Here is a 20,547-nt window from a genome sequence, read left to right on the forward strand (position 1 = left end):
GATCAAAGGGGGCGCGGCGCGCGGCCGTTATCCGCACGAACAGACCCCGGGCAACATGGGGATTTCGCTCGATGCTATCGTGGCGTGTTCCCAGTTCCCGGTGCCGGTTCATCCATGACTGACTCGTTCGACCTCCCGCGCTACTTCGCCCGCATCGGCTATGACGGCCCGGTCGAGCCGACGCTCGACGTGCTGCGCCGGCTGCATCTGCTGCATCCGCAGGCGATTCCGTTCGAAAACCTGAATCCGCTGACCGGCGCGCGCGTCGCGCTCGACCTGCCCGCGATCGTCGACAAGGTGATTGCACACCGGCGCGGCGGCTACTGCTTCGAGCTCAACAAACTTTTCCACACCGCACTCACGACGATCGGCTTTCGCGTGACGCCGCTGATCGCGCGCGTGCGCTGGATGCGCCCGCCGGAAGTCGTCACTGCGCAGACGCACATGTTGCTGCGCATCGACGTCGACGGCGCGGCATGGCTCGCGGACATCGGCTTCGGCAGCGCAACGCTGACCGCGCCGCTGCGTTTCGTGCCGGGCGAGCGGCAACCGACGCCGCACGGCGCGTTTCGCGTCGTCGCCGCGCCTGTCGATGGCGAGTTCGACATGCAGTTCGAAATCCCCGACGGCTGGCAGACCACTTACCGGTTTTCGCTGAAACCGGCCGAATGGATCGATTACGAAGCCGCGAACTGGTTCACGTCGACGTATCCCGAATCGATCTTCGTCAACGACCTGATCGCATGCCGCGTGCTGCCCGACGGCCGCGCGGCGCTGTTCAACACCGTGCTGACGCTGCGCGACGCGGCGGGCGCCGGGCGCACGGTCACGTTCGACGACGCGGCCGCGTGGAGCGCCTGCCTGCGCGACACCATCGGCATCGATACGACCGGCTTCGATCTCGACGCGCTGTTCACACGGGTGGCCGCGCGGGCGAACGCGATGTGACGGCGCGGCAAGCGGGGCCGTGGCGGTACCGCGGAGCAGGGAATCTGCACCGTGCGCGCTGCGGTCGCTTGCCGTTTCCTCAGTTGACTTTTGCTATCTTGCTAGCATACTAGCCCCATGACCGACGAAGAAGTGAAGCAATTCAACGTGTACCTGCCGCTGAGTCTGATCCGGCAGGTCAAGCATCGCGCCATCGAGACGGAGCAGTCGCTGTCGGCACTCGTGGCCGACGCATTGCGCGCGTATCTGGCCGCTCCGCCGCCGGCGGCCGGCCCGTCCACCAAGGAGGATTGACATGTCATCCGAGCGAATCGAAGCCGTGTACCTGACGACGCACAACTGGGGCAAGTCGGCGAAGTTCTTCCAGGCGCTGGGTTTCACGCTGGAATTCGAAACCGATCACAACTCGGGCCAGCTGCGAAACGGCGACGGCCCGTTCCTGTTCATCGCCGAAGTGCCGGCAACCGAGACGCCCGGCATGCAGGTGGTGCTGAAGGTGCGCGACGAGCAGGCGGTGCGGTCGCAGCCGATCGTCGAGGTCGTCACGCCGTTCGAGGATACGCACTGGGGCACGCGCGACATGACCGTACGCGATCCCGACGGCCGCGTGTGGCGCCTGCAGGCGCCGGGCACGCCGGGCGCGTGAGGCGATGGCGATGACCGATCACGATCACGAACACGATCACGAACAGGACGCGCCGGACAGCACGGCCGCGCGCGTCGCGCTGTGGCGCGCGCTGCACGTCGAGTGCGATGCGCCGCCGCACGTGCTTGCCGACGAGGTCGGGCTGCGCCTGCTCGCGCCCGCACCCGGCTGGCAGCAGCGCGGCGACATGGATCCGCAGTTTACGCGGCCGTTTCGCGCGTCGATCGTCGCGCGGGCGCGTTTCATCGAGGATCTCGTCGTCGAGCAGGCCGCGCACGGGGTGACCCAGTACGTGATCCTCGGCGCGGGTCTGGACAGCTTTGTGCAGCGCCGGCCCGAGATGGCGTCGCGCGTGACCGTCTTCGAGGTCGACCAGCCGGCGCCGCAGGCGTGGAAACGCAGCCGTCTGAGCGAGCTCGGCTTCGGCGTGCCGGACTGGCTGCGGTTCGTGCCGGTCGATTTCGAGGCGAAGCAGTCGTGGCGGGACGCGCTCGTGCGCGCGGGCTTCGACGCCGGCAAGCCGGCGGTCGTGGTGTCCACCGGCGTAAGCATGTACCTGACGCGCGAAGCGAACACGGCTGCATTGCGCGAAGTCGCGTCGCTCGCGCCGGGCTCGACGTTCGCGATGACGTTCCTTTTGCCGCTCGAACACGCTGATCCGGACGTGCGTCCGGGGCTCGAAATGGCCGCGAAGGGCGCGCGCGCAAGCGGCACGCCGTTCATCAGCTTCTTCATGCCGGCGGAGATCCGCGCGCTCGCGCGGCAAGCGGGCTTCGCGCGCGCCGAGCATGTGTCGGCCGCGGATCTCGCGCGTCACTACTTCGCCGATCGGACCGACGGCCTGCGGCCGCCGAACAACGCGGAAGAGTTGCTGGTCGCGACGGTGTGACGCCGCAGGCAGCCTGCGTGCACGTTGCGTCCGCCGCGACCATCGACGTTCATCACGCGCGTTCGAGCACGGCCATTTCGCGCACGACGACGAGCAGCACCGCGAGGCTCGCGCCACCCGACGCGCGCAGGTCGGCGAGCAGGTGCTCGTAGCGTTGCAGTGCCGCGTCGCGTCGCGCGCGCCATGCATCGACGATCGCGTCCGGCGACGTCGAATCCGCCGATTCGGCGAGTGCGCTGGTCGCGAGCGTGCGTTTGAGCCGCGCGACCTCGGCGAGCGCGGCTGCGCGTGCCAGCATGTCCCAGTGCGTGGGCGTCGGCAGCGTCGCCGCGCGTTCGCCGATCCAGCCATAGTTCAGCAGCGTGCCGAGCGAGAAGTAGACGCCCGCCACCAGTTCGAGACTGCGATCGCAAGTCGCCGCGACTTCGGCGATGTCGAGCAGCGCGGCAGAGATGTCGCCGCTCGCGACACGCGCCGCGAGCGCGCCGTCGACGCCCGCGTCGGTCAGCACGCGTTGCCGCTCGGACAACGCGTCGAGATCGCTCGCCGGCAGCAGCGACGGCAATTGCGGCGCGATGCGCGCGACCGCGTCGCGGCAGCGCGCGATCAGGCCGCCGACGCCGCCGGCGGCCACCGCCCCCGACTGCAGCTGCCGCAGGAACCACAGCGCCGCGCGTTCCAGCAGCCGCGCGACGTCGACGAACATCCGCGCCTGCACGTCGTCGGCAACCCGGTTGTCGAGCGCGTCGATGTCGCGCCACACCGCATCGAGATCGAACACGTCGCGCGCCATGATGCATGCGCGCACGATGTCCCCCGGTTTCGCGTCGGTTTCCTCCATTAGCCGATGCACGAACGCACAGCCGACCCGATTGACGAGCGCATTGGTCAGGTGCGTTGCGAGAATCTCGCGGCGCAGCGGGTGGCGCTGCATCGGTTCGCTGAAGCGCTGTTGCAGCGGCTTCGGGAAATAATCGACCAGCATCGCGGCGACGAGCGGATCCTCGGGCACGTCGGATTCGAGCAGCGCGTCGTACAGCCACATCTTGCTGTACGCGAGCAGCACCGCGCGTTCCGGCGAAGTGAGGCCCTGTTTCGCGGTTTGTCGTTCGGCGATCTCGTCGTCGGTCGGCAGGAATTCGATCACGCGGTTCAGGCGGCCCGCGCGTTCGAGCCAGCGCATCAGGCGCGCCTCCGCATCGAGCAGCTCGACGCTGTAGCGGCCGGCGATCGAAAGCGCCTGCGTCTGGTAGTAATTGTCACGCAGCACGAGCAGCCCGACTTCGTCGGTCATCTCCGCGAGCAGTGCGTTGCGCTGCTTCTCGGTCATCTCGCCGTCGCCGACGACGAGCCCGAGCAGAATCTTGATGTTGACTTCGTGATCCGAACAATCGACGCCTGCCGAGTTGTCGATCGCGTCGGTGTTGATGCGCCCGCCGCGTTGCGCGAACTCGATGCGGCCGAACTGCGTGCAGCCGAGGTTGCCGCCTTCGCCGACGACCTTGCAGCGCAGGTCCGCACCGTTCACGCGCACCGCGTCGTTCGCGCGGTCGCCGACCTGCTGATGGGTTTCGTGCGTCGCCTTCACGTAGGTGCCGATCCCGCCGTTGTAAAGCAGGTCGACCGGCGCCTGCAGGATCGCGCGGATCAGCTCGGTCGGCGGCAGCGCGTGTGCGTCGATGCCGAGCGCGGCCTGCACGGCCGGCGACAGCGGGATCGTCTTCGCGGTGCGCGGATAGACGCCGCCGCCCGCCGAAATCACCGACGTATCGTAGTCGGCCCAGCTCGAACGCTCGAGCGCGAACATTCGCTGGCGTTCGGCGAAGCTCGTCGCCGGGTCGGGGTTCGGATCGAGAAACACGTGCCGGTGATCGAATGCCGCGACGAGCCGGATATGCGGCGACAGCAGCATTCCGTTGCCGAACACGTCGCCGGACATGTCGCCGATGCCGACCACGGTGAAGTCGGTCGTCTGCGTATCGACGCCCATCTCGCGGAAATGCCGCTTCACCGATTCCCACGCGCCGCGTGCGGTGATCGCCATCTTCTTGTGGTCGTAACCGACCGACCCGCCGGACGCGAACGCGTCGTCGAGCCAGAAGCCGTATTCACGCGAGATCGCATTCGCGTAGTCGGAGAAGGTGGCCGTGCCCTTGTCGGCCGCGACGACGAGATACGGATCGTCGGGATCGTGCCGCACCACGTCTGGCGGCGGCACGATCGCGTTGCCGGCGAGATTGTCGGTCAGGTCGAGCAGCCCGCGCAGGAACGTCTGGTAGCACGCGATCCCTTCCCGCATCCACGCTTCGCGATCGCTCGGCGGCGGCGGGTTCTTCACGACGAAGCCGCCTTTCGAGCCGACCGGCACGATCACGACGTTCTTCACCATCTGCGCCTTCATCAGCCCAAGCACCTCGGTGCGGAAATCCTCGCGGCGGTCGGACCAGCGCAGGCCGCCGCGCGCGACGCGCCCGCCGCGCAGGTGCACGCCCTCGACGCGCGGCGAGTACACCCAGATCTCGAACATCGGTTTCGGTTCGGGCAGGCCCGGCACCTTCGCCGGATTGAACTTGAATGACAGGTACGGCTTCGATTCGCCGTTCGCGTCGTGCATGAAATAGTTGGTGCGTTCGGTCGCGTTGATCACGCCGAGGAACTGGCGCAGGATCCGGTCCTCGTCGAGGTTCGGCACCTGGTCGAGCGCCGCCTCGATCGCGTTCAGCAGGCGTTCGGCCTGCACGTCGCGCGTGCTGCCGATCGCCGGGTCGAAGCGCAGCAGGAACAGTTCGACGAGCTGCCGCGCGATCGCCGGGTTGCCGGTCAGCGCACGCTCGATGTAGGCGTCGCTGAACGTCGAGCCGACCTGCCGCAGGTATTTCGCATACGCGCGCACGATTGTCACTTCACGCGCGCTCAGCTGCGCGCGCAGCACGAGGCGGTTGAAATCGTCGTTCTCGATGCGCCCGCTCCAGATCCGGTCGAATGCATCCTCGAACAGCGCCTTCACGCGCTCGATGTCGAACTCTGTGTCGTCGGCAAGCTCGAGGCCAAAATCGTGCACCCACGCGGGCACTGCGTCCTGCGTCTGGATCCGGTACGGCCGCTCCTCGTCGACGCGTACGCCGAGATGTTCGAGCATCGGCAGGCTGCGCGACAGCGCGATCGGCTCGCCCGCGCGATACACCTTGAAGCGGAACGCGCGCGGTCCGGCTTCGATCGGGCGGTACAGGTTCATCGCGAGCTGGCCCGACGCCTTCACGCGTTCGATCAGCTCGATGTCGCGCACGGCCGTGCGCGCCGGATAGTCGTCGCGGTAGCCGGCCGGGAAGGAATCCGCATAGCGCTGCAGCAGGCGGTTGCCTTGCTCTTCGCCGAACGCGTCGAGCAGCGCGTCGGCGAGATCGTCCTGCCAGCGGCGCGCGACTTGCACGAGCCGCGCTTCGAGTTCGCGCGTGTCGACGTCGGGCATCGTGCCCGGCTCCGCGTGGACGACGAAATGAATCCGCGCGATCGCCGATTCCGACAGCAACGGCGTGAATTCGACGTTCACGCCGTTGTACGCATCCACCAGCAACTTCGCGATGCGGCGGCGCAGGTCGGTGTTGTACTTGTCGCGCGGCACGAACACGAGACACGACACGAAGCGGTCGAAGCGGTCGCGCCGCACGAACAGGCGCGTGCGCTGGTGTTCCTGCAGCCGGAGAATGCCGAGCGCGATGTCGTAGAGCTGATCTTCGTCGGCCTGGAACAGCTCGTCGCGCGGATAGGTTTCCAGCACCGTCACGAGCGATTTGCCGAGATGTCCCTTCGGCAGGAAGCCGGCGCGCTGCACGATGTTCGCGCATTTGCGGCGCACGATCGGAATCTCGGTGTATGAGCCGAAATAGGCGGTCGACGTATAGAGCCCGATGAAGCGGCGCTCGCCGACGATCTTGCCGTCGGCGCCGACGAGCTTCACGCCGACGTAGTCGAGATAGCCGGGCCGGTGCACGGTCGCGCGCGAGTTCGCCTTGGTTACGAAGATTGGCCACGGGCCGGTGATGATCTCGGCCGCGGCGGGTGGCAGCGGCGTGACGTCAGGTGCGCCGGGCGCGCGCAGCGCTTCGCGCAGCAGCCCGAAGCCGGAACCTTCGACGCCGCGCAGCCCGAAGCCGGTACCGTCCGATACCAGCGAGTAGTCGCGCTGGCCGAGGAACGTGAAGTGATCGGCGACCATCCATTCGAGGAATGCGCGCGCCTCGATGTCCTCCGCGGTCGATTCCCGCGCTTTCATGTCCTTGATCGTCGCGCGGGCGATGTCGACGATCTTCGGCCAGTCCTCGACGGACGCACGCACGTCGCGCAGCACGTGTGCGATGTCGTCGCGCAGCGTGTCGAGCAGCGCGGCGTCGCCGCAGCGGTCGACTTCGAAATGGATGAACGATGCGAGTTGCGACTGGCCGTCGCCGGGCGTTGCGCCGCCGGCGTCGACGCGCTCGATCCCGCCGCTGTTGCCGCGCCAGATGCGGAACACCGGGTGCAGCGCCGAGTGCAGCGCGAGCCCGAGGCGGTTTACCGCCATCGTCACCGAGTCGACGAGGAACGGCATGTCGTCGTTGACGATCTCGATGACCGTGTGGTCCGAGTGCCAGCCGTGCTGTTCGAGGATCGGGTTGTACACGCGCAGCCGCTCGCTGCCGGGCACGAACTTCTGCGCGGTCTGCCAATGCGCCATCGCGGCGCCGTACAGATCGGCGATGCTGCGATTCTGCAGATCGTCGGCGTCGACGAAATCGTAGTAATGATGCAGGAACGGTTCGACGATCCGGAACGTGGCTTCGGGCAGGCGCTCGCGTGCGAATTCGACGACATCGGAGAGCAGGTGTGCGACGACTTCCTCGTTCTTCGCTTCCATGGCGGTCTCCTGGGCGGGTGGCCATCGGCTGCTGCGTCTGTGCCGCATTATATGCGCCCATTGCGTGACAACGCGATGTGCGGGCGCACAACGCGGCGCAGAGAATGAAAGCCGCGTGCGACGCCGGCGGCCGGCGTCGCGCGGGCGGGTCACGCGAGGTCCGGCGGCTTCAGGTCGGGGTGCCGCGCGTAGAGCGGATTCATGAAATCGAGCAGCATCGTGGTCAGCAGTTGCGACACGAATTCGCGGCAGGCGACGAATTCCGAATCCGGACACGACGCCTTGACGGTCAGCAGCGAGCGATCCAGATCGGCTCCCATGTGCAAGATCATGTCGTTAAGGACACTTGCGATTTGCTTGTCGGCGATCACTTTTTTGCCTCTTTAGCATCCCGCCCACGCGTTACAACTGCTGACGTATTTATATTGAGAAAATGACCGAGCGTGTGTGCGCTTACGAGAGCTAATTGCGGCGACGCCGATCGTCGGCGGCAATATATCAGGATGGCTGCCGGCTTCGGCATATTCGAATTGCCGGCGCCAATTTCGAGATGACAAACTGGCTCCAAGTAGCATGCGTCCAATGGCTGGACGCAAACCGATCCCGGGGAGCTTTTCAGCGCTCGTCGCTCCACAGCTTGCCGGCCGTCGCCCAATTCTCCTTTTTCACGTCGGCGAGAATGATGTCGACCGAACCCGGATCGCAGCCGAGCGTCTCGCACGTGACACGCGTGATGGCTTCGACGAATGCGCGCTTCTGTTCGACCGTGCGGCCTTCGAACAACTGGATATTGAAAGTCGGCATGACTGGGTGCTCCGGTGGTTGAGGTGGGAAAGTTCGTCGGGCCGCGCCTGCATCAATCGCGATACGTCGGATCGATCCGGTCGAGGCGGCGCAGCAGCGCCGGCCATTCCAGTTCGCCCTCGATCGCGCCGCCGTCGCGCAGTTGTTCGGCTGTACGGTCGGCGACCGTCGGTTCGGGCAGCACGAGCGGTCGGCCGCCTGCCTGTGCGCGCACCTGGATGTCGCACGCCTTGATCAGCGTATCCATCAGAACATACGCTTCGGCGACCGTCCGGCCGACCGTCAGCGTGCCGTGGTTGCGCAGCAGCATCGCCGATTTCGCGCCGAGGCTCGCCGTCAGCCGTGCGCCTTCGGCGGGCGAGAACGCGAGCGCCTCGTAGTCGTGATACGCGAGATCGCCGTGAAACCGCAGCGCGTGCTGCGACGCCGGCAGCAGGCCGTCGCGCTGGATCGACACCGCGATGCCGGCCGTATTGTGCAGATGCATCACGCAGACGGCGTCCGGCCGCGCGGCGTGCACGGCCGCATGCAGCGCGAAGCCGGTTACGTTGACCGCGTATTCGCCGTCGCCGATCCGGTTGCCGGCGAGATCGATCTTCACGAGATTCGACGCACGGACCTCGTCGAACGTCAGGCCGAACGGGTTGATCAGGAAATGGCCCGGCTCGCCCGGCACTGTCGCGGACAGATGCGTGTAGATCAGGTCGTCCCAGCCGTTCAGCGCGACGAGGCGATAGGCGGCGGCGAGATCGACGCGCAGCCGGCGCTCGGCGTCCGAGATCGGGCCGCCTGGCTTTACGGTGTCAGGACGGTGTGCGAATGACGACATCGGTTTCTCCGAGGGTAAGGCGGCGCGCGATGGCGACCGTGATCCACGACGCGAGCGCGAACGGCGCGGTGAGCGCGACGATGCCGGCCTGCATGGCGAGCCATTGGATCAGCGCGGCCAGTGCGGCGGCCGCGAGCGCGGCACGCGCGCCGCGCGACATCAGCGCGAGCGCGGCGAGTGCGCCGTTGAAGCCGAGCACGCCGTCGGCGAATGCGCCGCCGCTCGCGCCGAGCGCGATCAGCAATACGGTCGACACGATCGCGCCGCCGAGCGCGAATGCGGCGGCGCGACGCGACGCGATCGCGATGCCCGCCACGATCAGTGCGCCGGCCGACGCGCCTTGCGCGAACGTGGTTTGGGCGACGCCGGATAGTAGCGCTGCGGCGAACGTATCCAGCGAGAAGGTGGCACCCTGACCGCTGCCGGGGGCGTGTTGCACTGCGACAAGCGGCAGCCACAACGCGGTGGCTGCGAGGCACGGGCTCGAATACGGACACTGGCGCCTTTTCGCGAGCGGGGCGCGCATCGCCCGCTGCACCAGTGCGGCGCCCGTCGCGGCGAGCGGCGCCAGCAACAGCGCGGCGAGGGGTGCGCGGGCAAACAGCACCGCCACCAGCGCAGCGAGCGCCCCGTTGAAGCCGTGCAGCCCTTGTTCGACGTCGCGGCGCGCCGCGCCGGTCAGCACCGCGGTGAAATTGGCGGCGGCCGCGCCGATGAGCGCCGCGCACGCGAGCCGCAGATCGGTCACTGCGAGTGCGGCGACCAGCAGCGCGCCGGTGAACGCGTTCGCCTGCAGCACGATCTGGCCGATGCTGCGCAGCAAAGTGCGCAGATCGACGGACGGCGAAGCGGAACGGGCGGTATGCATGGCGGCGGCGGAACGGGATGAGCCGCGAGCATAGGACACTCTGCGATGCACCGGAATAGGGAATTCTGGATAGTCGGGATTTGTGGTTGATGTCGGGAATGGGGCGGCGGCGGTTCAGGAAGCCGTGCAGTTTGATTTGAGCGCGGCACTGAGCGAGTTGCGACTCGAGGAAGTTGTCGAGATGCCGAACCCGGATGCAGGCCGGATCATTCGCTCCGTCAGGGAAAACGGCTGGGCAAATCACGCGCAAGCGCAAACAGCAGTATCCGCAGTTGGAGGATCGGCGCCGGGCGGCGCGAATCGTGGCAGCTATCCGGTCGGCGTTCGACGGGCCGAACATGGACGTCGAAGCCAAATGACACGCGCCGGACTCGACGGTGGCATTTTCGGCAGCCGGAATGTGTGTGACGATGTGCGGAAGCGGGATACCAAGGAGGCCGGACAATGCACGAACTGCGCTGGACGTCGCTCGAAGGCGACGGAATCGAGCATCTGACGTTCGACCGGAGCGAATCCGGCATCGTCGTCGAGAGCGCCGTGGTCGGTCAGCGGTACGGCCGCGCGTACGGGCTCGCGTACCGGGTCGAGTGCGATCCGCAGTGGCGGGCGAAGTACGCGGTGCTCAGGGTGATGGGCGGCGGTACGCTGGAACTGCACGGCGATGGCGCCGGGCGCTGGCGCGACGGCGCTGGCCGTGAACTGCGCGAACTGGACGGCTGCGTCGACATCGACATCGCGGCGACGCCGTTCACGAATTCGCTGCCGATTGGCCGCCTCCGTCTCGCGCGCGGCGAGCGCCGGCCGATCGACGTCGCGTACGTCTCGACGCCCGACCTGACCGTCACGCCGGTCAAGCAGGCGTACACGTGCATCGAGCCCGGCCGCCGCTATCGCTATGAAGGCATCTTCCGGAACTTCACGGCGGAGATGGACATCGACGCAGACGGTCTCGTGATCGACTACGAAACGCTGTTCAAGCGCCTTCCGCCGTTGCGCTGAGCGGCCGGCGGCGGCGCCGCGACCGTGAGCCTTTCATGCGCAGCCGCGAACCGGTCGATCCGCGCCGCGATCAGCTCCGGATTGCGTATCACGACCCAGTGCGCACCGTCGAGCTCCTCGCGTACGTGCTCGCCGAGCCAGCGGTCGAGACCGACCGACATCTCGGGCGTCACGTAGCGATCGCGCACCGGCACCAGAATCTGCACCGGCGCCTGCGCATACCGCTCGCGCGGCTTGCGCGCCCGCGCGATGAAGTTCGCGCGGTAAAGCTGCATCCCGTTCAACGCGTTCTTCAACTGCGCGGGGTCGCGCTCGGGCCGCACGCGTTCGGTCAGTTGCAGCCAGCGCGGCCAGAGCGCGGCGCCGCCCAGCCGCCAGATCAGCGACGGCACGACCGGCAAGTGAAAGAACGCGATGTACCAGGACTTCAGGCTCTGCTTGAGCCGCATCTTCGCGCGGAACACGTGATCGAGGCACGGGCCGGAGATCGACGTATACGACGCGATACGGCCTCGGAACGCAGGATCGGTCACGGCTTCCCAGCACTGGATCGATCCCCAGTCGTGGCCGACCAGATGAAACGGCCGGTTGCCGCAGGTGGCGTCGGCGACGGCCTTCAGATCGTCGGCGAGCCGCGCGAGCGAATAGTCCGCGCGGCGGCGCGGCGCATCGGATGCGCCGGCGCCGCGCACGTCGTATGCGATCACACGGTAACGCTGCGCGAGCCGCGCGCGCACCGGCGCCCACACCGCGGCCGAATCGGGATAGCCATGCACGAGGATCAGCGGCGGCGCGCGCCGCGAGCCGCTGACATAAACGGCGAGTTTCACGTCGCCGGAGCGGACGGTCAGCATCTCGCGGGCACGCGCCATGACGTCACGCCTGTGCAACCGGATGCAGCGGCACGCGCCGCGGGGCGGCTTGCGCGGCATAACGCGCGTTGGTCGCGTCGATGTTCGCGAGCAGCGTGTCGAGCCCCTGCAGGTACCGATGGTTGTCGTGGTCCCACGGATGGAAGCCCGGACGGAAATAGTCGAGCCATTCTCGCGCGATGCTCGGGAACACGCCGGTCCTCGGACTGTACAGATACTTCACGAGGCGCCACATGCCGCCGAACCGGCCATGCTTGCGGCGGTGCGACAGCATCAGCCGCACGTGGAAGTCGAACACGATCGTCCAGAACATCACGGTGGTCAGCAGCATCGTGCCGGTGCGCAGCAGGTAGCTGCCGAGGCCGGGCTTCATCACGACGTTCCATACGTCGTACGACACCGCCTTGTGCTCGGTTTCCTCCATCGCATGCCACATCCACATCTGCTGATAGCCTTCGACCGACCCGTCGATCCGGTGCTCGTGGCCCGACAGCAGTTGGTTCGCGAGAATCGCCGTGTAGTGCTCCAGCGCGATCGTGATCGCGAGCTGCATCGAATGCGGCAGCGTCTTCTTGAAGAAGCCGAGGATCGTCCACAGCCGCTTGTCGAGCTTGTGCGCGGGCAGGCCGGCGGACTGCAGCAGGTCGTTGTACTCGATGTGTTCGCGCGTGTGCATCGCTTCCTGGCCGATGAAGCCGAGCACCTGCTTCTTCAGTTCCGGATCCTCAATGCGGTCGCGGTAGTTGCGCACCGAATCCATGAAGAAACGCTCGCCGGCCGGAAACAGCAGCGACAGCGCGTTCATGAAGTGCGTGACCGGCACGCCCTGCACGTGCCAGTCCTTCGCGCGTTCTGGTGGCAGCGCGAAGCGGATGTCGCGCCGCACGGGCATCATGTGCGGTGTCGTCATGATTGTTCTCCCTGATTGCCTGCGTTGTTGTACGTTGCTTGCAGCGGCGCCGCCGGCGGCGCGCCGTAGCGGGCGGCCGCGCGGCGGGCCTTTGCGGCCTCGCGGCGCGTTGCCAGCACGACGAGCGCCTGGTATGCGGCCGGCAGCACGCGCGCCATCCAGTCGGCGGCCTTCGCATCGCGGCCGATCAGCACGCGGCGCTTGTTCCTGCGCACGCCGGCGAGAATCGTGCGCGCGGCGTCGTCCGCGGTCGTGATGAAGAACTTCTCGAAGCTGTCCTTGCCTTGCTGCTCGCTCTCGACGATGAAGCCGACCATGTTCTTCGCGACGCGGCTCGACTGCGCGATGTTCGTGCGGATGCCGCCCGGGTGCACGCACGTGGCCGATACGCCGCACTTCATCATGTCGAGTTCCTGGCGCAGCGATTCGGTGAAGCCGCGCACCGCGAACTTGGTCGCGTTGTAGCCGCTCATCCCGGGCTGCGCGAAGATCCCGAAGATGCTCGACGTGTTGATCACGTGGCCTTCGCCCGACGCCTTCAGATGCGGCAGGAACGCCTTCGTGCCGTGCACGACGCCCCAGAAGTTGATGTTCACGATCCACTCGAGATCGCCGTAGTCCATTCCTTCGATCGTGCTCGACAGCGCGACGCCCGCGTTGTTGAAGATCAGATTGACCTTGCCGTGTTCTTTCGCGGTGTCGTCGGCCCACGCGAACATCGCGTCGCGATCGCCGACGTCGAGCACGCGTGTCGATACGCGCACCTTTGGCGCGATCGCGCGCACGATCCGTTCGGTTTCGGCGAGGCCGACGCCGTTCTTGTCGGCGAGCGACACGTGGCAGCCGGCCTGCGCGAGCTGTACCGCGAGCGCGCGGCCCATGCCCGAGCCTGCGCCCGTGATCGCGGCGACCTTGTTGGCGAAATCTCTCATGTCGATGGCTCCTTGTGTGGCTCAGGCCGCTTCGGCGGAACGGGTCGGGGAAGCGGCAGGCGTGCTGGCGGGCCGTGCGGTCGTGTCGTGGCGCGGTGCGCGATACGCGTGGTAGTCGGCGATCGAGAAGTGCGCGGTCGCCTGGCGGAAGCGCCACGTGAAGCCCGGCCACAGCGTCGTGTTCTTGCCGGTGCGCGGATCGAGATACCAGCTCTTGCAGCCGCCCGTCGACCAGATCGCCTTCTTCAGCTTGCGCTGCAGGTCGTTGTTGTACTGCGCCTCGACGAGCGGGCGCACCTCGATCGCATCCGCGCGTTCGCGATGCATCGCCTGCAGCGCGCCGAGGATGTATTCGATCTGCGACTCGATCATGAACACCATCGAGTTGTGGCCCAGCCCCGTGTTCGGGCCGACGATCATGAAGAAGTTCGGATAGCCGGGCAGCGTCGTGCCGAGATACGCATGCGCGCCGTCGCGCCACGCATCGACGATGTCAAGCCCGCCGCGGCCGACGATGGCGCCGCGCGGATACGGATCGGCGACCTGGAAGCCGGTGCCGTATATCAGGCAATCGACTTCATGGCGCCTGCCGTCGGTTGTCACGACCGCGTCGGCTTCGATACGGTCGATGCCGGTCGTGATCACGTCGACGTTCTTGCGCGACAGCGCCGGGTAATAGTCGTTCGAGATCAGCACACGTTTGCAGCCGAGCGTGTAGTTCGGCGTGACGACCTTGCGCAGCTCCGGATCGGGAATCTGCTTGCGGATATGGCGCAGTGCGAGCTTCTGCACGTTCTTCATCAGCGACGGATGGATCGCGAAGCCGAGCACGCGCGATTCGAGCATCCAGTAGATGCCGCCGCGCACCGCCTTCTGCGTGAACGGCAGCGTGCGGAACAGCCATTTCTCGAAGCGCGTGAGGTTGCGGTCGGGCTTCGGCATGATCCACGGCGGCGTGCGCTGGAACAGCGCGAGCGACTTCACGCGCGGCGCGATCTGCGGCACGAACTGGATCGCGCTCGCGCCGGTGCCGATCACCGCAACGCGCTTGCCCTCAAGCGGATAGTCGTGATCCCACTGCTGCGAATGGAACGCGCGGCCCTTGAACGTCTCGACGCCGGAAATCGCCGGCAGCGCGGCGCGTGACAGGCCGCCCATTCCCGACACCAGCACGCGCGCCGACAGCCGCTTGCCGTTCGCGAACGAGAGGCGCCAGCGCTGTGCGGCCTCGTCGTATTCGGCACGCTGCAGTTCATGATTCAGGCGCAGGTGCGGCCCGATGCCGAAGCGTTGCACGCAGTCTTCCAGATACGCGCGGATTTCCGGCTGCGGTGCGAACATGCGCGTCCAGCGCGGGTTCGGCGCGAACGAGAACGAATAGACGTGCGATTGCACGTCGCATGCACACCCGGGGTAATGATTGTCGCGCCACGTGCCGCCGACCGACGCGGCCTTCTCGAGGACGACGAAGTCGGTGACGCCTGTCTGTCGCAGGCGGATGGCCATCCCGAGCCCGGCGAAGCCGGTGCCGATGATGGCGATGTCGATGGCTTTGTCCGGGCCGTCATGGTCGGGCGGGCCGAAAGGCAACGTGCGAGCATTCATCCGGGTGTCTCCGATTTGGCTCATTTTTGAATGTTACATTGTTCGATGTAACGATAGTAGGTGAACCCGGAAATCGCAAGAGCCTAGAAGCGGCGCTCTAAGGGCCGGAAGCCGCGCGGGAAAAGGCGGAGCGGGGTTTGGAACGGCATGGTTTCCGCATTGCGGAATGCCCGGAAAGCCGCGTCGGCAGGGCGTCGAGGAATAGGGATCCGACCGCCGGCGCGCGGCCGCCCGTTTGAAACACAATCAGGGACCGATTGAACGGGCCGCCGTCTCATGGAAAACCCCGGCGACGATCGTGACCTGCGCGAGCGCGTACAGGGCCCAGATCAGATAGTCGATGCCGGGCAAGGCGCCGAGAAATCGGCCGACGCCGATCAGCGTGTCGGAGCCGACGAAGACCAGGCTGCCGGCGGCTATCAGCGGGCTGCGCGTGCGGGCGGCGAGCGCGAAGCTGGCCATGGCGCACAACACGAGCATGTAGACCGCGACGGGCACGAGCAACTCGCCGAGGTGCGGAAGGAATGCCGCGTAGAACGCCGGTGCGGCGATCCACAGGCCGATCAGCGCGACGATGCGCCAGCCATGCGGACGCGCGCGCCAGCGGACAAAGATCGCGCAGTAGCACAGGTGCGTGAGCAGGAATGCACCGAGACCCAGCACAAACGACAGCGGCCAGTCTGGCAGCGCGAGCAGCACGTCGCCGAGCACGGCCGCAGCGAGCGCCGCGCACAGCCACGCGCGTTCGCGCGGGGCCGCGCAGGTGCTGCAGGCCGCGAGCAGCAGGACGCCCATCGCGGCCTTCGCGGCGGCCTGGCCGGGATAGGGCGCAGCGACGAGCGACAGTCCGTACAGCAGCGCGGCCGCGACGGCGAGCGGCCAGAGCCGGCGATAGGTGGCGGGAAGCGTGACGATCAACGCGAGGGTCTCCTGATTGTTTTTCTGTGCAATGGACGGCGCGCCGGCGACGGCGCGGGTGCAGGCCATTATCCGGAAGAACGGGCGCCCGAAAACCGGCGAATCCTTCTAGTCGGCGGCGGAGACGATGCCGCCGCGCGTGAATGCTCGCGCGCGACGCATGCGCGGTGCAGGTGCGCTCAACCGTGCGGCGGGGCGGCCTCGGGATCCATCCACATCACTTCCCAGATGTGTCCGTCCGGATCCTCGAAGCCGCGGCCGTACATGAAGCCGAAGTCCTGTACGGGTGTGGGGTCCGCGCGGCCGCCCGCGCCGCTCGCGCGGTCGACGAGTGTCGACACTTCGTTGCGGCTGTCGGCCGACAGGCACAGCAGCACCTGCGCGTCCGCATGCGCATCGACGATCCGCTTGCCGGTGAACTGGCGCCACTTGTCGTGCGTGAGCAGCATCGCGAAGATCGTCTCGGAGAACACCATGCACGCGGCGGTGTGGTCGCTGAAGGCGGGATTGTTGACCGCGCCGACTGCCTCGTAGAACGCTTTCGAACGCTTCAGATCGGTTACCGGCAGGTTGACGAAGATCTTCTTGCTCATCGTTTTGTCCTTTGCGTGTCGCGGCAGCACGATTGCCGCCACTATTCCTGTCGACGGATGAACACGGACAAAATCGACAAGCGCGGCAAATTTTTTTTCAGCGAGCCGGCGGGAGGGGATTCGGCGGCGCGCATTCGCACGCGCGCGTCGAAGCTGCCGACCGCGGGCGCACGTTGCGGCGAACGGTGCCCGTTCATTTCGCGTTTCCTGCCATTCCCGCGGCAACGAAAAGGCCGACGAGCAGCGCGCCCGTCGGCCTTTTCCTTTCAGCACGTGCGCGACCGCCGTTACTTCGCGGCCAGCGCGCTCGCGACGCTTTTGTCGGTCCACGCGTTCTCCGCGACGTTCAGCTTGCGCGGAATCAGATTCGCGGCGTAAAACGCATCGGCGACGCCTTGCTGAACTGCGACGATTTTCTCGTCGACCGGCACCGCGCCGAACGGCACGCGTTTGATCCACGTTTCGACCAGCGGCAGCGGCAAGCCGACCTTCGGTGCGATCAGCGCGGCCGTTTCGGCCGGATGCCCGTTGACCCACAGGCCCGTCTCGCGCAACTGCTTTACGATCGCGCCGACCACGTCGGCATGATGCTCGGCGAACGCGCGCGTCGCCTCGTAGAAGTTGTTGGCGGGCGTGAGCCCCGTGTAGTCGGACAGCGTGCGGATTTTCAGCGAATTCTGGGCGGCCGCGTAATACGGATCCCAGACGGCCCACGCGTCGACGTTGCCGCTCTCGAACGCGGCGCGCGCGTCCGCGGGCGGCAGGTAGACGGGCCGGATCTCGTCGTAGCGCACTCCCGCCTTCTTCAGCGCTTCGAGCAGCAGGTAGTTCGCGCTCGAACCCTTCTGCAACACGACCTTCTTGCCGCGCAGGTCCGCAAGCGAGCGGATCGGCGAATCGGCCTTCACGAAGATGGCTTCGTTGTGCGGCGACGGCGGCTCCGCGGCGACGTACACGAAGCGCACGCCGGCCGCCTGCGCGAACACCGGCGGCGGCGCGCCCGTGTAGCCGAAATCGATGCTGTTCGCGTTCAGCGCCTCGAGCAGTTGCGGGCCCGCCGGGAATTCGAACCACTGGACGTCGTAGCCGAGCGGCTTGAGCCGCGCCTCCAGCGCGCCTTGCGTCTTGACGACCGCCAGCAGGCCGGCTTTCTGGTAGCCGATGCGTACGAGCTTGTCGGGGCTGCCCTGCGCGAACGCCGACGTGGCGGTGGCGGCGACGAGCGCTGTCGCGGCAAGGCGGGTAATCCAGCGGGCGAAACGAATCATCGAACGGACTCCATGCGAAATGTCTTCGGAGAACGGCAGACGCCGCTCGGTTGGAAGAATCGTCGCATGGGCGCTCAGGCCCGCAAACGAAGCATTGCCGATATGAATATGACGGCGGCGATCCTATCGTTCGTCGCCGTTGCGGTGTGTGTCCGGCGCACCGGCCTGCCGCGCCGCTTCGTCACTGAGCTTCTTGTCGAGGATCGTCGCGACGCGGCCGCCCAGATACGCGCTCGCCGCATTCTCCAGCGCGCGGTTCGTCTCGCCTTCGACGAACACGGCCGCGAGCGGGCGCAGGCGCCAGATCGCGTCAACGAGCGCCGGCACGTCGGTCACCGGCGGCAGCGTGCCTTCGTCGTAACGGTCGAGCCGCTTCACGACGAGATCGACGAGCAGCCGCGCGATCGCGTCGAAGTGCGGCCGTGCGAGGCTGATCACGTCGAGCAGTTCGCGCGGCGGAATGCCTTCCTTCGTCATCGCGGCCGCCGCTTCGAGCAGCGCGGGGCTTTTCGCGACGAACGACAGACCGTGCCGCTCCAGCAGCCCCAGCTCGGTGACACGCGACAGTTGCGACGCGGTCTGCGGCCCGAACATTTGCGCGAGCGCCGCGAGCGAATAGGTCTTCGGCAGTTCGTGCGACCAGCGGCCGCCGATCGCGGTTTCCAGCCCGAGGATCGAGCGCAGGTCATGGCCTTCGTCGATCGCCTTGATCAGGTCCTGGATGTTCGACAGCGTGTAGCCGCGTGCGAGCAGGTGATTGATCAGCTTCAGGCGCGCGACGTGCGTGTCGTCGTAGATGCCGACGCGCCCGCGCTTTTCGGGCGGCGCCAGCAGCCCGCGGTCCTGGTACGCGCGGACGTTGCGCACGGTCGTGTCGGACACGCGCGCGAGTTCGTCGACCGTGTACTCGTTGCGGGATTCCGCTGCGGCCTCGTCAGGCATGGTTCGAGTCTGTTTTGACATGCGGCCATTCTAGCGCGACGCGACAGGCTCGGGCGACGCGGGGAGCGTGCGTGCGCCGTCGCCGAGCGCGCGCTGCATCAGCGCGGTATCGATCCAGCGGCCGTGCTTGAAACCGACCGCTTTCAGCATGCCGGCCGGTTCGAACCCGAACGCGCGATGCAGCGACGTTGACCCGCCGGTGCCGCCGTCGGCGATCACCGCGACCATCTGCCGCCACGGGCCGGCGTCGCACCGTGCGATCAGCGCCGCGAGCAGCGCGCGGCCGATGCCGCGGCCGCGCTGCGCATCGTCGATGTAGATCGAATCCTCGATCGTGTGGCGGTACGCGCTGCGGGTGCGATACGGCGTGGCATAGGCGTACCCGGCCACGCGGCCGTCGCACTCGGCGACCAGATAAGGCAGCCCGTCGCGCAGCACCGCGGCGCGGCGCGCGCGCAGTTCGTCGACGTCGGGCGGTATCTCCTCGAACGACGCGACGCTGTGGCGCACATGGTGCGCGTAGATCGCGTGAATGGCGTCGAGATCGGCGTCGGTGGCGTCGCGGACGACGCAGTCGGGGGTGGCAGGCATGGCAGCGGAGCGGGTGAAGGAAATCGCTACTATGCCGGGCGCGGGGCGGCGCGGTAAAGACGTGTGCGGCGCCGGCTGGCTTACAGATGGCCGTCCGCGTCGCGTACCGCGTCAGCGATCGCATCGGCGACGCGCTGCACGCGCGGCGAGCGCCGCACGTCCGGGTGGACGACGAGCCAGATCTCCCGCTCGATGTCGCAACGCGGCACCGACGTCAGTTCGACGAGCCCGGCGGCGGCCGCAACCGCCGCACCGGCAGGAGCGGGCGTATCCGAGCCCAGGGACGTTGCCGGAACGTCGACGAGAAAGCGCGGCAGCAGCGCGATTCCCGCACCGGCGACGCATGCACGATGCAGCGCGGCCAGATCGTTCGCGATGAACGCAAAGCGACGGCCGGCCGCGAAGCGTTCTAGCCACTGCTGTTGCGGCATTTGCGCGAGCGCGTCGTCGTAGCCGACGAACGCCCACGTGTCGGGCGGCGCGGCGGCCCAGTCGGGCGACGCGCACAGCGCGAAGCGCATCGTGCCGAGCCGGCGTGCGGCGAGCCCCGCTTCGCTCGGCCGCGACAGCCGCACCGCGAGATCGGCTTCGCGCGCGTACAGATTGGCCGCGTGCATCTCGCCCAGCAGGTCGATCCGCAGCGTGGGCCACGCGCGTTGCGCGCGGGCGAGCCGCGGCGCGAGGAAGTGGCTCGCGAATACCGGCGACGCCGACACGCGCACGACGCCGTCGAGCGTCGCCGCTCCCTGCGCGGCGCGCGCGAACGCATGCACGTCCGCTTCGACGCGGCCTGCATGCTCGGCGAGATGCAGCCCTTCGTCGGTCGGCGGCCAGCCGCGCGGCAGCCGGTCGAACAGCCGGATGCCAAGCGCCGATTCGAGCGCGTCGATGCGCCGGGCGACTGTCGAATGCTGAACCTGCAGCGCGCGCGCCGCCGCCGACAGGCTGCCGCCGCGCATCACGGCGAGGAAATAGCGGAGATCGTCCCAGCTCGCCGGTTGACCCGAGCCAGGCGTCGAATCGGTCGAAATTTGCACAG

The 20,547-nt window shown here is 67.3% G+C and carries 20 protein-coding genes; 5 read left to right on the forward strand and 15 right to left on the reverse strand.

From position 1 onward, the window contains the following. Positions 1–114 precede the first annotated feature (114 nt). The 4 genes from KDW55_RS03750 (at position 115) to KDW55_RS03765 (ending at position 2,483) form a co-directional block, all read left to right on the forward strand. Entirely contained in the window at positions 115–948 is an 834-nt protein-coding gene (locus tag KDW55_RS03750) for an arylamine N-acetyltransferase (protein ID WP_212161201.1), read from the forward strand. Between the two features lie 117 nt (positions 949–1,065). Continuing rightward, a complete protein-coding gene (locus tag KDW55_RS03755; protein WP_151063636.1) occupies positions 1,066–1,242 on the forward strand; it encodes a ribbon-helix-helix protein, CopG family in 177 nt (58 codons plus the stop codon). A 1-nt stretch (position 1,243) separates the two neighbouring features. Beyond that, the gene (locus tag KDW55_RS03760) at positions 1,244–1,594 is read left to right on the forward strand and encodes a VOC family protein (protein WP_212161200.1); all 351 of its coding nucleotides are present in this window, start codon (positions 1,244–1,246) and stop codon (positions 1,592–1,594) included. A 10-nt stretch (positions 1,595–1,604) separates the two neighbouring features. After that, on the forward strand, positions 1,605–2,483 hold the full coding sequence (locus KDW55_RS03765) for a class I SAM-dependent methyltransferase (RefSeq protein ID WP_212161198.1): 879 nt from the start codon (positions 1,605–1,607) through the stop codon (positions 2,481–2,483). A 52-nt stretch (positions 2,484–2,535) separates the two neighbouring features. Here KDW55_RS03765 and KDW55_RS03770 read toward each other — a convergent pair whose 3' ends face one another. The 5 genes from KDW55_RS03770 to KDW55_RS03790 all read right to left on the reverse strand — a co-directional run bounded on the left by KDW55_RS03770 (position 2,536) and on the right by KDW55_RS03790 (position 9,878). Then, on the reverse strand, positions 2,536–7,377 hold the full coding sequence (locus KDW55_RS03770; protein WP_212161197.1) for an NAD-glutamate dehydrogenase: 4,842 nt from the start codon (positions 7,375–7,377) through the stop codon (positions 2,536–2,538). Positions 7,378–7,526: 149 nt separating this feature from the next. Next, the gene (locus KDW55_RS03775; protein ID WP_212148095.1) at positions 7,527–7,748 is read right to left on the reverse strand and encodes a hypothetical protein; all 222 of its coding nucleotides are present in this window, start codon (positions 7,746–7,748) and stop codon (positions 7,527–7,529) included. 244 nt (positions 7,749–7,992) lie between these two features. Then, on the reverse strand, positions 7,993–8,181 hold the full coding sequence (locus KDW55_RS03780) for a 4-oxalocrotonate tautomerase (RefSeq protein ID WP_014898956.1): 189 nt from the start codon (positions 8,179–8,181) through the stop codon (positions 7,993–7,995). A 52-nt stretch (positions 8,182–8,233) separates the two neighbouring features. Beyond that, positions 8,234–9,010, reverse strand: coding sequence for a class II aldolase/adducin family protein (locus KDW55_RS03785; RefSeq protein ID WP_212161196.1), 777 nt, complete (start codon positions 9,008–9,010; stop codon positions 8,234–8,236). Next, on the reverse strand, positions 8,985–9,878 hold the full coding sequence (locus KDW55_RS03790; RefSeq protein ID WP_212197870.1) for an urea transporter: 894 nt from the start codon (positions 9,876–9,878) through the stop codon (positions 8,985–8,987). Before KDW55_RS03790 ends, KDW55_RS03785 begins: the two co-directional genes overlap by 26 nt. A gap of 444 nt (positions 9,879–10,322) precedes the next feature. Here KDW55_RS03790 and KDW55_RS03795 point away from each other — a divergent pair, with 444 nt between their 5' ends. Then, positions 10,323–10,877, forward strand: a complete 555-nt coding sequence (locus KDW55_RS03795) for a putative glycolipid-binding domain-containing protein (RefSeq protein WP_040140191.1) — start codon at positions 10,323–10,325, stop codon at positions 10,875–10,877. Here KDW55_RS03795 and KDW55_RS03800 read toward each other — a convergent pair. The 10 genes from KDW55_RS03800 to KDW55_RS03845 all read right to left on the reverse strand — a co-directional run bounded on the left by KDW55_RS03800 (position 10,838) and on the right by KDW55_RS03845 (position 20,545). After that, on the reverse strand, positions 10,838–11,749 hold the full coding sequence (locus KDW55_RS03800) for an alpha/beta fold hydrolase (protein WP_212161195.1): 912 nt from the start codon (positions 11,747–11,749) through the stop codon (positions 10,838–10,840). The genes KDW55_RS03795 and KDW55_RS03800 overlap by 40 nt on opposite strands. 4 nt (positions 11,750–11,753) lie before the next feature. Continuing rightward, positions 11,754–12,659, reverse strand: a complete 906-nt coding sequence (locus KDW55_RS03805) for a metal-dependent hydrolase (RefSeq protein WP_040140189.1) — start codon at positions 12,657–12,659, stop codon at positions 11,754–11,756. Beyond that, the gene (locus tag KDW55_RS03810; protein ID WP_040140187.1) at positions 12,656–13,591 is read right to left on the reverse strand and encodes an SDR family oxidoreductase; all 936 of its coding nucleotides are present in this window, start codon (positions 13,589–13,591) and stop codon (positions 12,656–12,658) included. The genes KDW55_RS03805 and KDW55_RS03810 overlap by 4 nt, the downstream gene beginning before the upstream one ends. A gap of 21 nt (positions 13,592–13,612) precedes the next feature. Then, positions 13,613–15,196, reverse strand: a complete 1,584-nt coding sequence (locus KDW55_RS03815) for an NAD(P)/FAD-dependent oxidoreductase (RefSeq protein ID WP_212161193.1) — start codon at positions 15,194–15,196, stop codon at positions 13,613–13,615. A 246-nt stretch (positions 15,197–15,442) separates the two neighbouring features. Next, positions 15,443–16,114: a lysoplasmalogenase gene (locus KDW55_RS03820; RefSeq protein WP_212161192.1), complete on the reverse strand. Its 672-nt coding sequence runs from the start codon at positions 16,112–16,114 to the stop codon at positions 15,443–15,445. Positions 16,115–16,293: 179 nt separating this feature from the next. Continuing rightward, complete coding sequence (locus KDW55_RS03825) at positions 16,294–16,707, reverse strand: VOC family protein (RefSeq protein WP_209825462.1); 414 nt, start codon at positions 16,705–16,707, stop codon at positions 16,294–16,296. 287 nt (positions 16,708–16,994) lie between these two features. After that, the gene (locus KDW55_RS03830) at positions 16,995–17,975 is read right to left on the reverse strand and encodes a sulfonate ABC transporter substrate-binding protein (RefSeq protein ID WP_212161191.1); all 981 of its coding nucleotides are present in this window, start codon (positions 17,973–17,975) and stop codon (positions 16,995–16,997) included. 123 nt (positions 17,976–18,098) lie between these two features. Next, positions 18,099–18,938: a MerR family transcriptional regulator gene (locus KDW55_RS03835; RefSeq protein WP_040140180.1), complete on the reverse strand. Its 840-nt coding sequence runs from the start codon at positions 18,936–18,938 to the stop codon at positions 18,099–18,101. Between the two features lie 9 nt (positions 18,939–18,947). Then, positions 18,948–19,508 carry a GNAT family N-acetyltransferase gene (locus KDW55_RS03840; protein WP_069243100.1) on the reverse strand — a complete coding sequence of 187 codons (561 nt, stop codon included), beginning with the start codon at positions 19,506–19,508 and terminating at the stop codon, positions 18,948–18,950. 80 nt (positions 19,509–19,588) lie between these two features. Continuing rightward, the gene (locus tag KDW55_RS03845; protein WP_059547282.1) at positions 19,589–20,545 is read right to left on the reverse strand and encodes a LysR family transcriptional regulator; all 957 of its coding nucleotides are present in this window, start codon (positions 20,543–20,545) and stop codon (positions 19,589–19,591) included. Positions 20,546–20,547: the final 2 nt, after the last annotated feature.

The organism is Burkholderia sp. AU19243 (genome assembly GCF_018148075.1).
Taxonomy (GTDB): Bacteria; Pseudomonadota; Gammaproteobacteria; order Burkholderiales; family Burkholderiaceae; genus Burkholderia; species Burkholderia latens_A.

What these genes read in the sequence shown, in the direction of transcription:
- KDW55_RS03815 (WP_212161193.1), bottom strand. Translation starts at nt 15,196, where the DNA reads ATGAATGCTCGCACGTTGCCTTTCGGCCCGCCCGACCATGACGGCCCG.
- KDW55_RS03840 (WP_069243100.1), bottom strand. Translation starts at nt 19,508, where the DNA reads ATGCCTGCCACCCCCGACTGCGTCGTCCGCGACGCCACCGACGCCGAT.
- KDW55_RS03835 (WP_040140180.1), bottom strand. Translation starts at nt 18,938, where the DNA reads ATGTCAAAACAGACTCGAACCATGCCTGACGAGGCCGCAGCGGAATCC.
- KDW55_RS03825 (WP_209825462.1), bottom strand. Translation starts at nt 16,707, where the DNA reads ATGAGCAAGAAGATCTTCGTCAACCTGCCGGTAACCGATCTGAAGCGT.
- KDW55_RS03755 (WP_151063636.1), top strand. Translation starts at nt 1,066, where the DNA reads ATGACCGACGAAGAAGTGAAGCAATTCAACGTGTACCTGCCGCTGAGT.
- KDW55_RS03765 (WP_212161198.1), top strand. Translation starts at nt 1,605, where the DNA reads ATGACCGATCACGATCACGAACACGATCACGAACAGGACGCGCCGGAC.
- KDW55_RS03805 (WP_040140189.1), bottom strand. Translation starts at nt 12,659, where the DNA reads ATGACGACACCGCACATGATGCCCGTGCGGCGCGACATCCGCTTCGCG.
- KDW55_RS03790 (WP_212197870.1), bottom strand. Translation starts at nt 9,878, where the DNA reads ATGCATACCGCCCGTTCCGCTTCGCCGTCCGTCGATCTGCGCACTTTG.
- KDW55_RS03810 (WP_040140187.1), bottom strand. Translation starts at nt 13,591, where the DNA reads ATGAGAGATTTCGCCAACAAGGTCGCCGCGATCACGGGCGCAGGCTCG.
- KDW55_RS03760 (WP_212161200.1), top strand. Translation starts at nt 1,244, where the DNA reads ATGTCATCCGAGCGAATCGAAGCCGTGTACCTGACGACGCACAACTGG.
- KDW55_RS03785 (WP_212161196.1), bottom strand. Translation starts at nt 9,010, where the DNA reads ATGTCGTCATTCGCACACCGTCCTGACACCGTAAAGCCAGGCGGCCCG.
- KDW55_RS03780 (WP_014898956.1), bottom strand. Translation starts at nt 8,181, where the DNA reads ATGCCGACTTTCAATATCCAGTTGTTCGAAGGCCGCACGGTCGAACAG.
- KDW55_RS03795 (WP_040140191.1), top strand. Translation starts at nt 10,323, where the DNA reads ATGCACGAACTGCGCTGGACGTCGCTCGAAGGCGACGGAATCGAGCAT.
- KDW55_RS03830 (WP_212161191.1), bottom strand. Translation starts at nt 17,975, where the DNA reads ATGATTCGTTTCGCCCGCTGGATTACCCGCCTTGCCGCGACAGCGCTC.
- KDW55_RS03770 (WP_212161197.1), bottom strand. Translation starts at nt 7,377, where the DNA reads ATGGAAGCGAAGAACGAGGAAGTCGTCGCACACCTGCTCTCCGATGTC.
- KDW55_RS03800 (WP_212161195.1), bottom strand. Translation starts at nt 11,749, where the DNA reads ATGGCGCGTGCCCGCGAGATGCTGACCGTCCGCTCCGGCGACGTGAAA.
- KDW55_RS03750 (WP_212161201.1), top strand. Translation starts at nt 115, where the DNA reads ATGACTGACTCGTTCGACCTCCCGCGCTACTTCGCCCGCATCGGCTAT.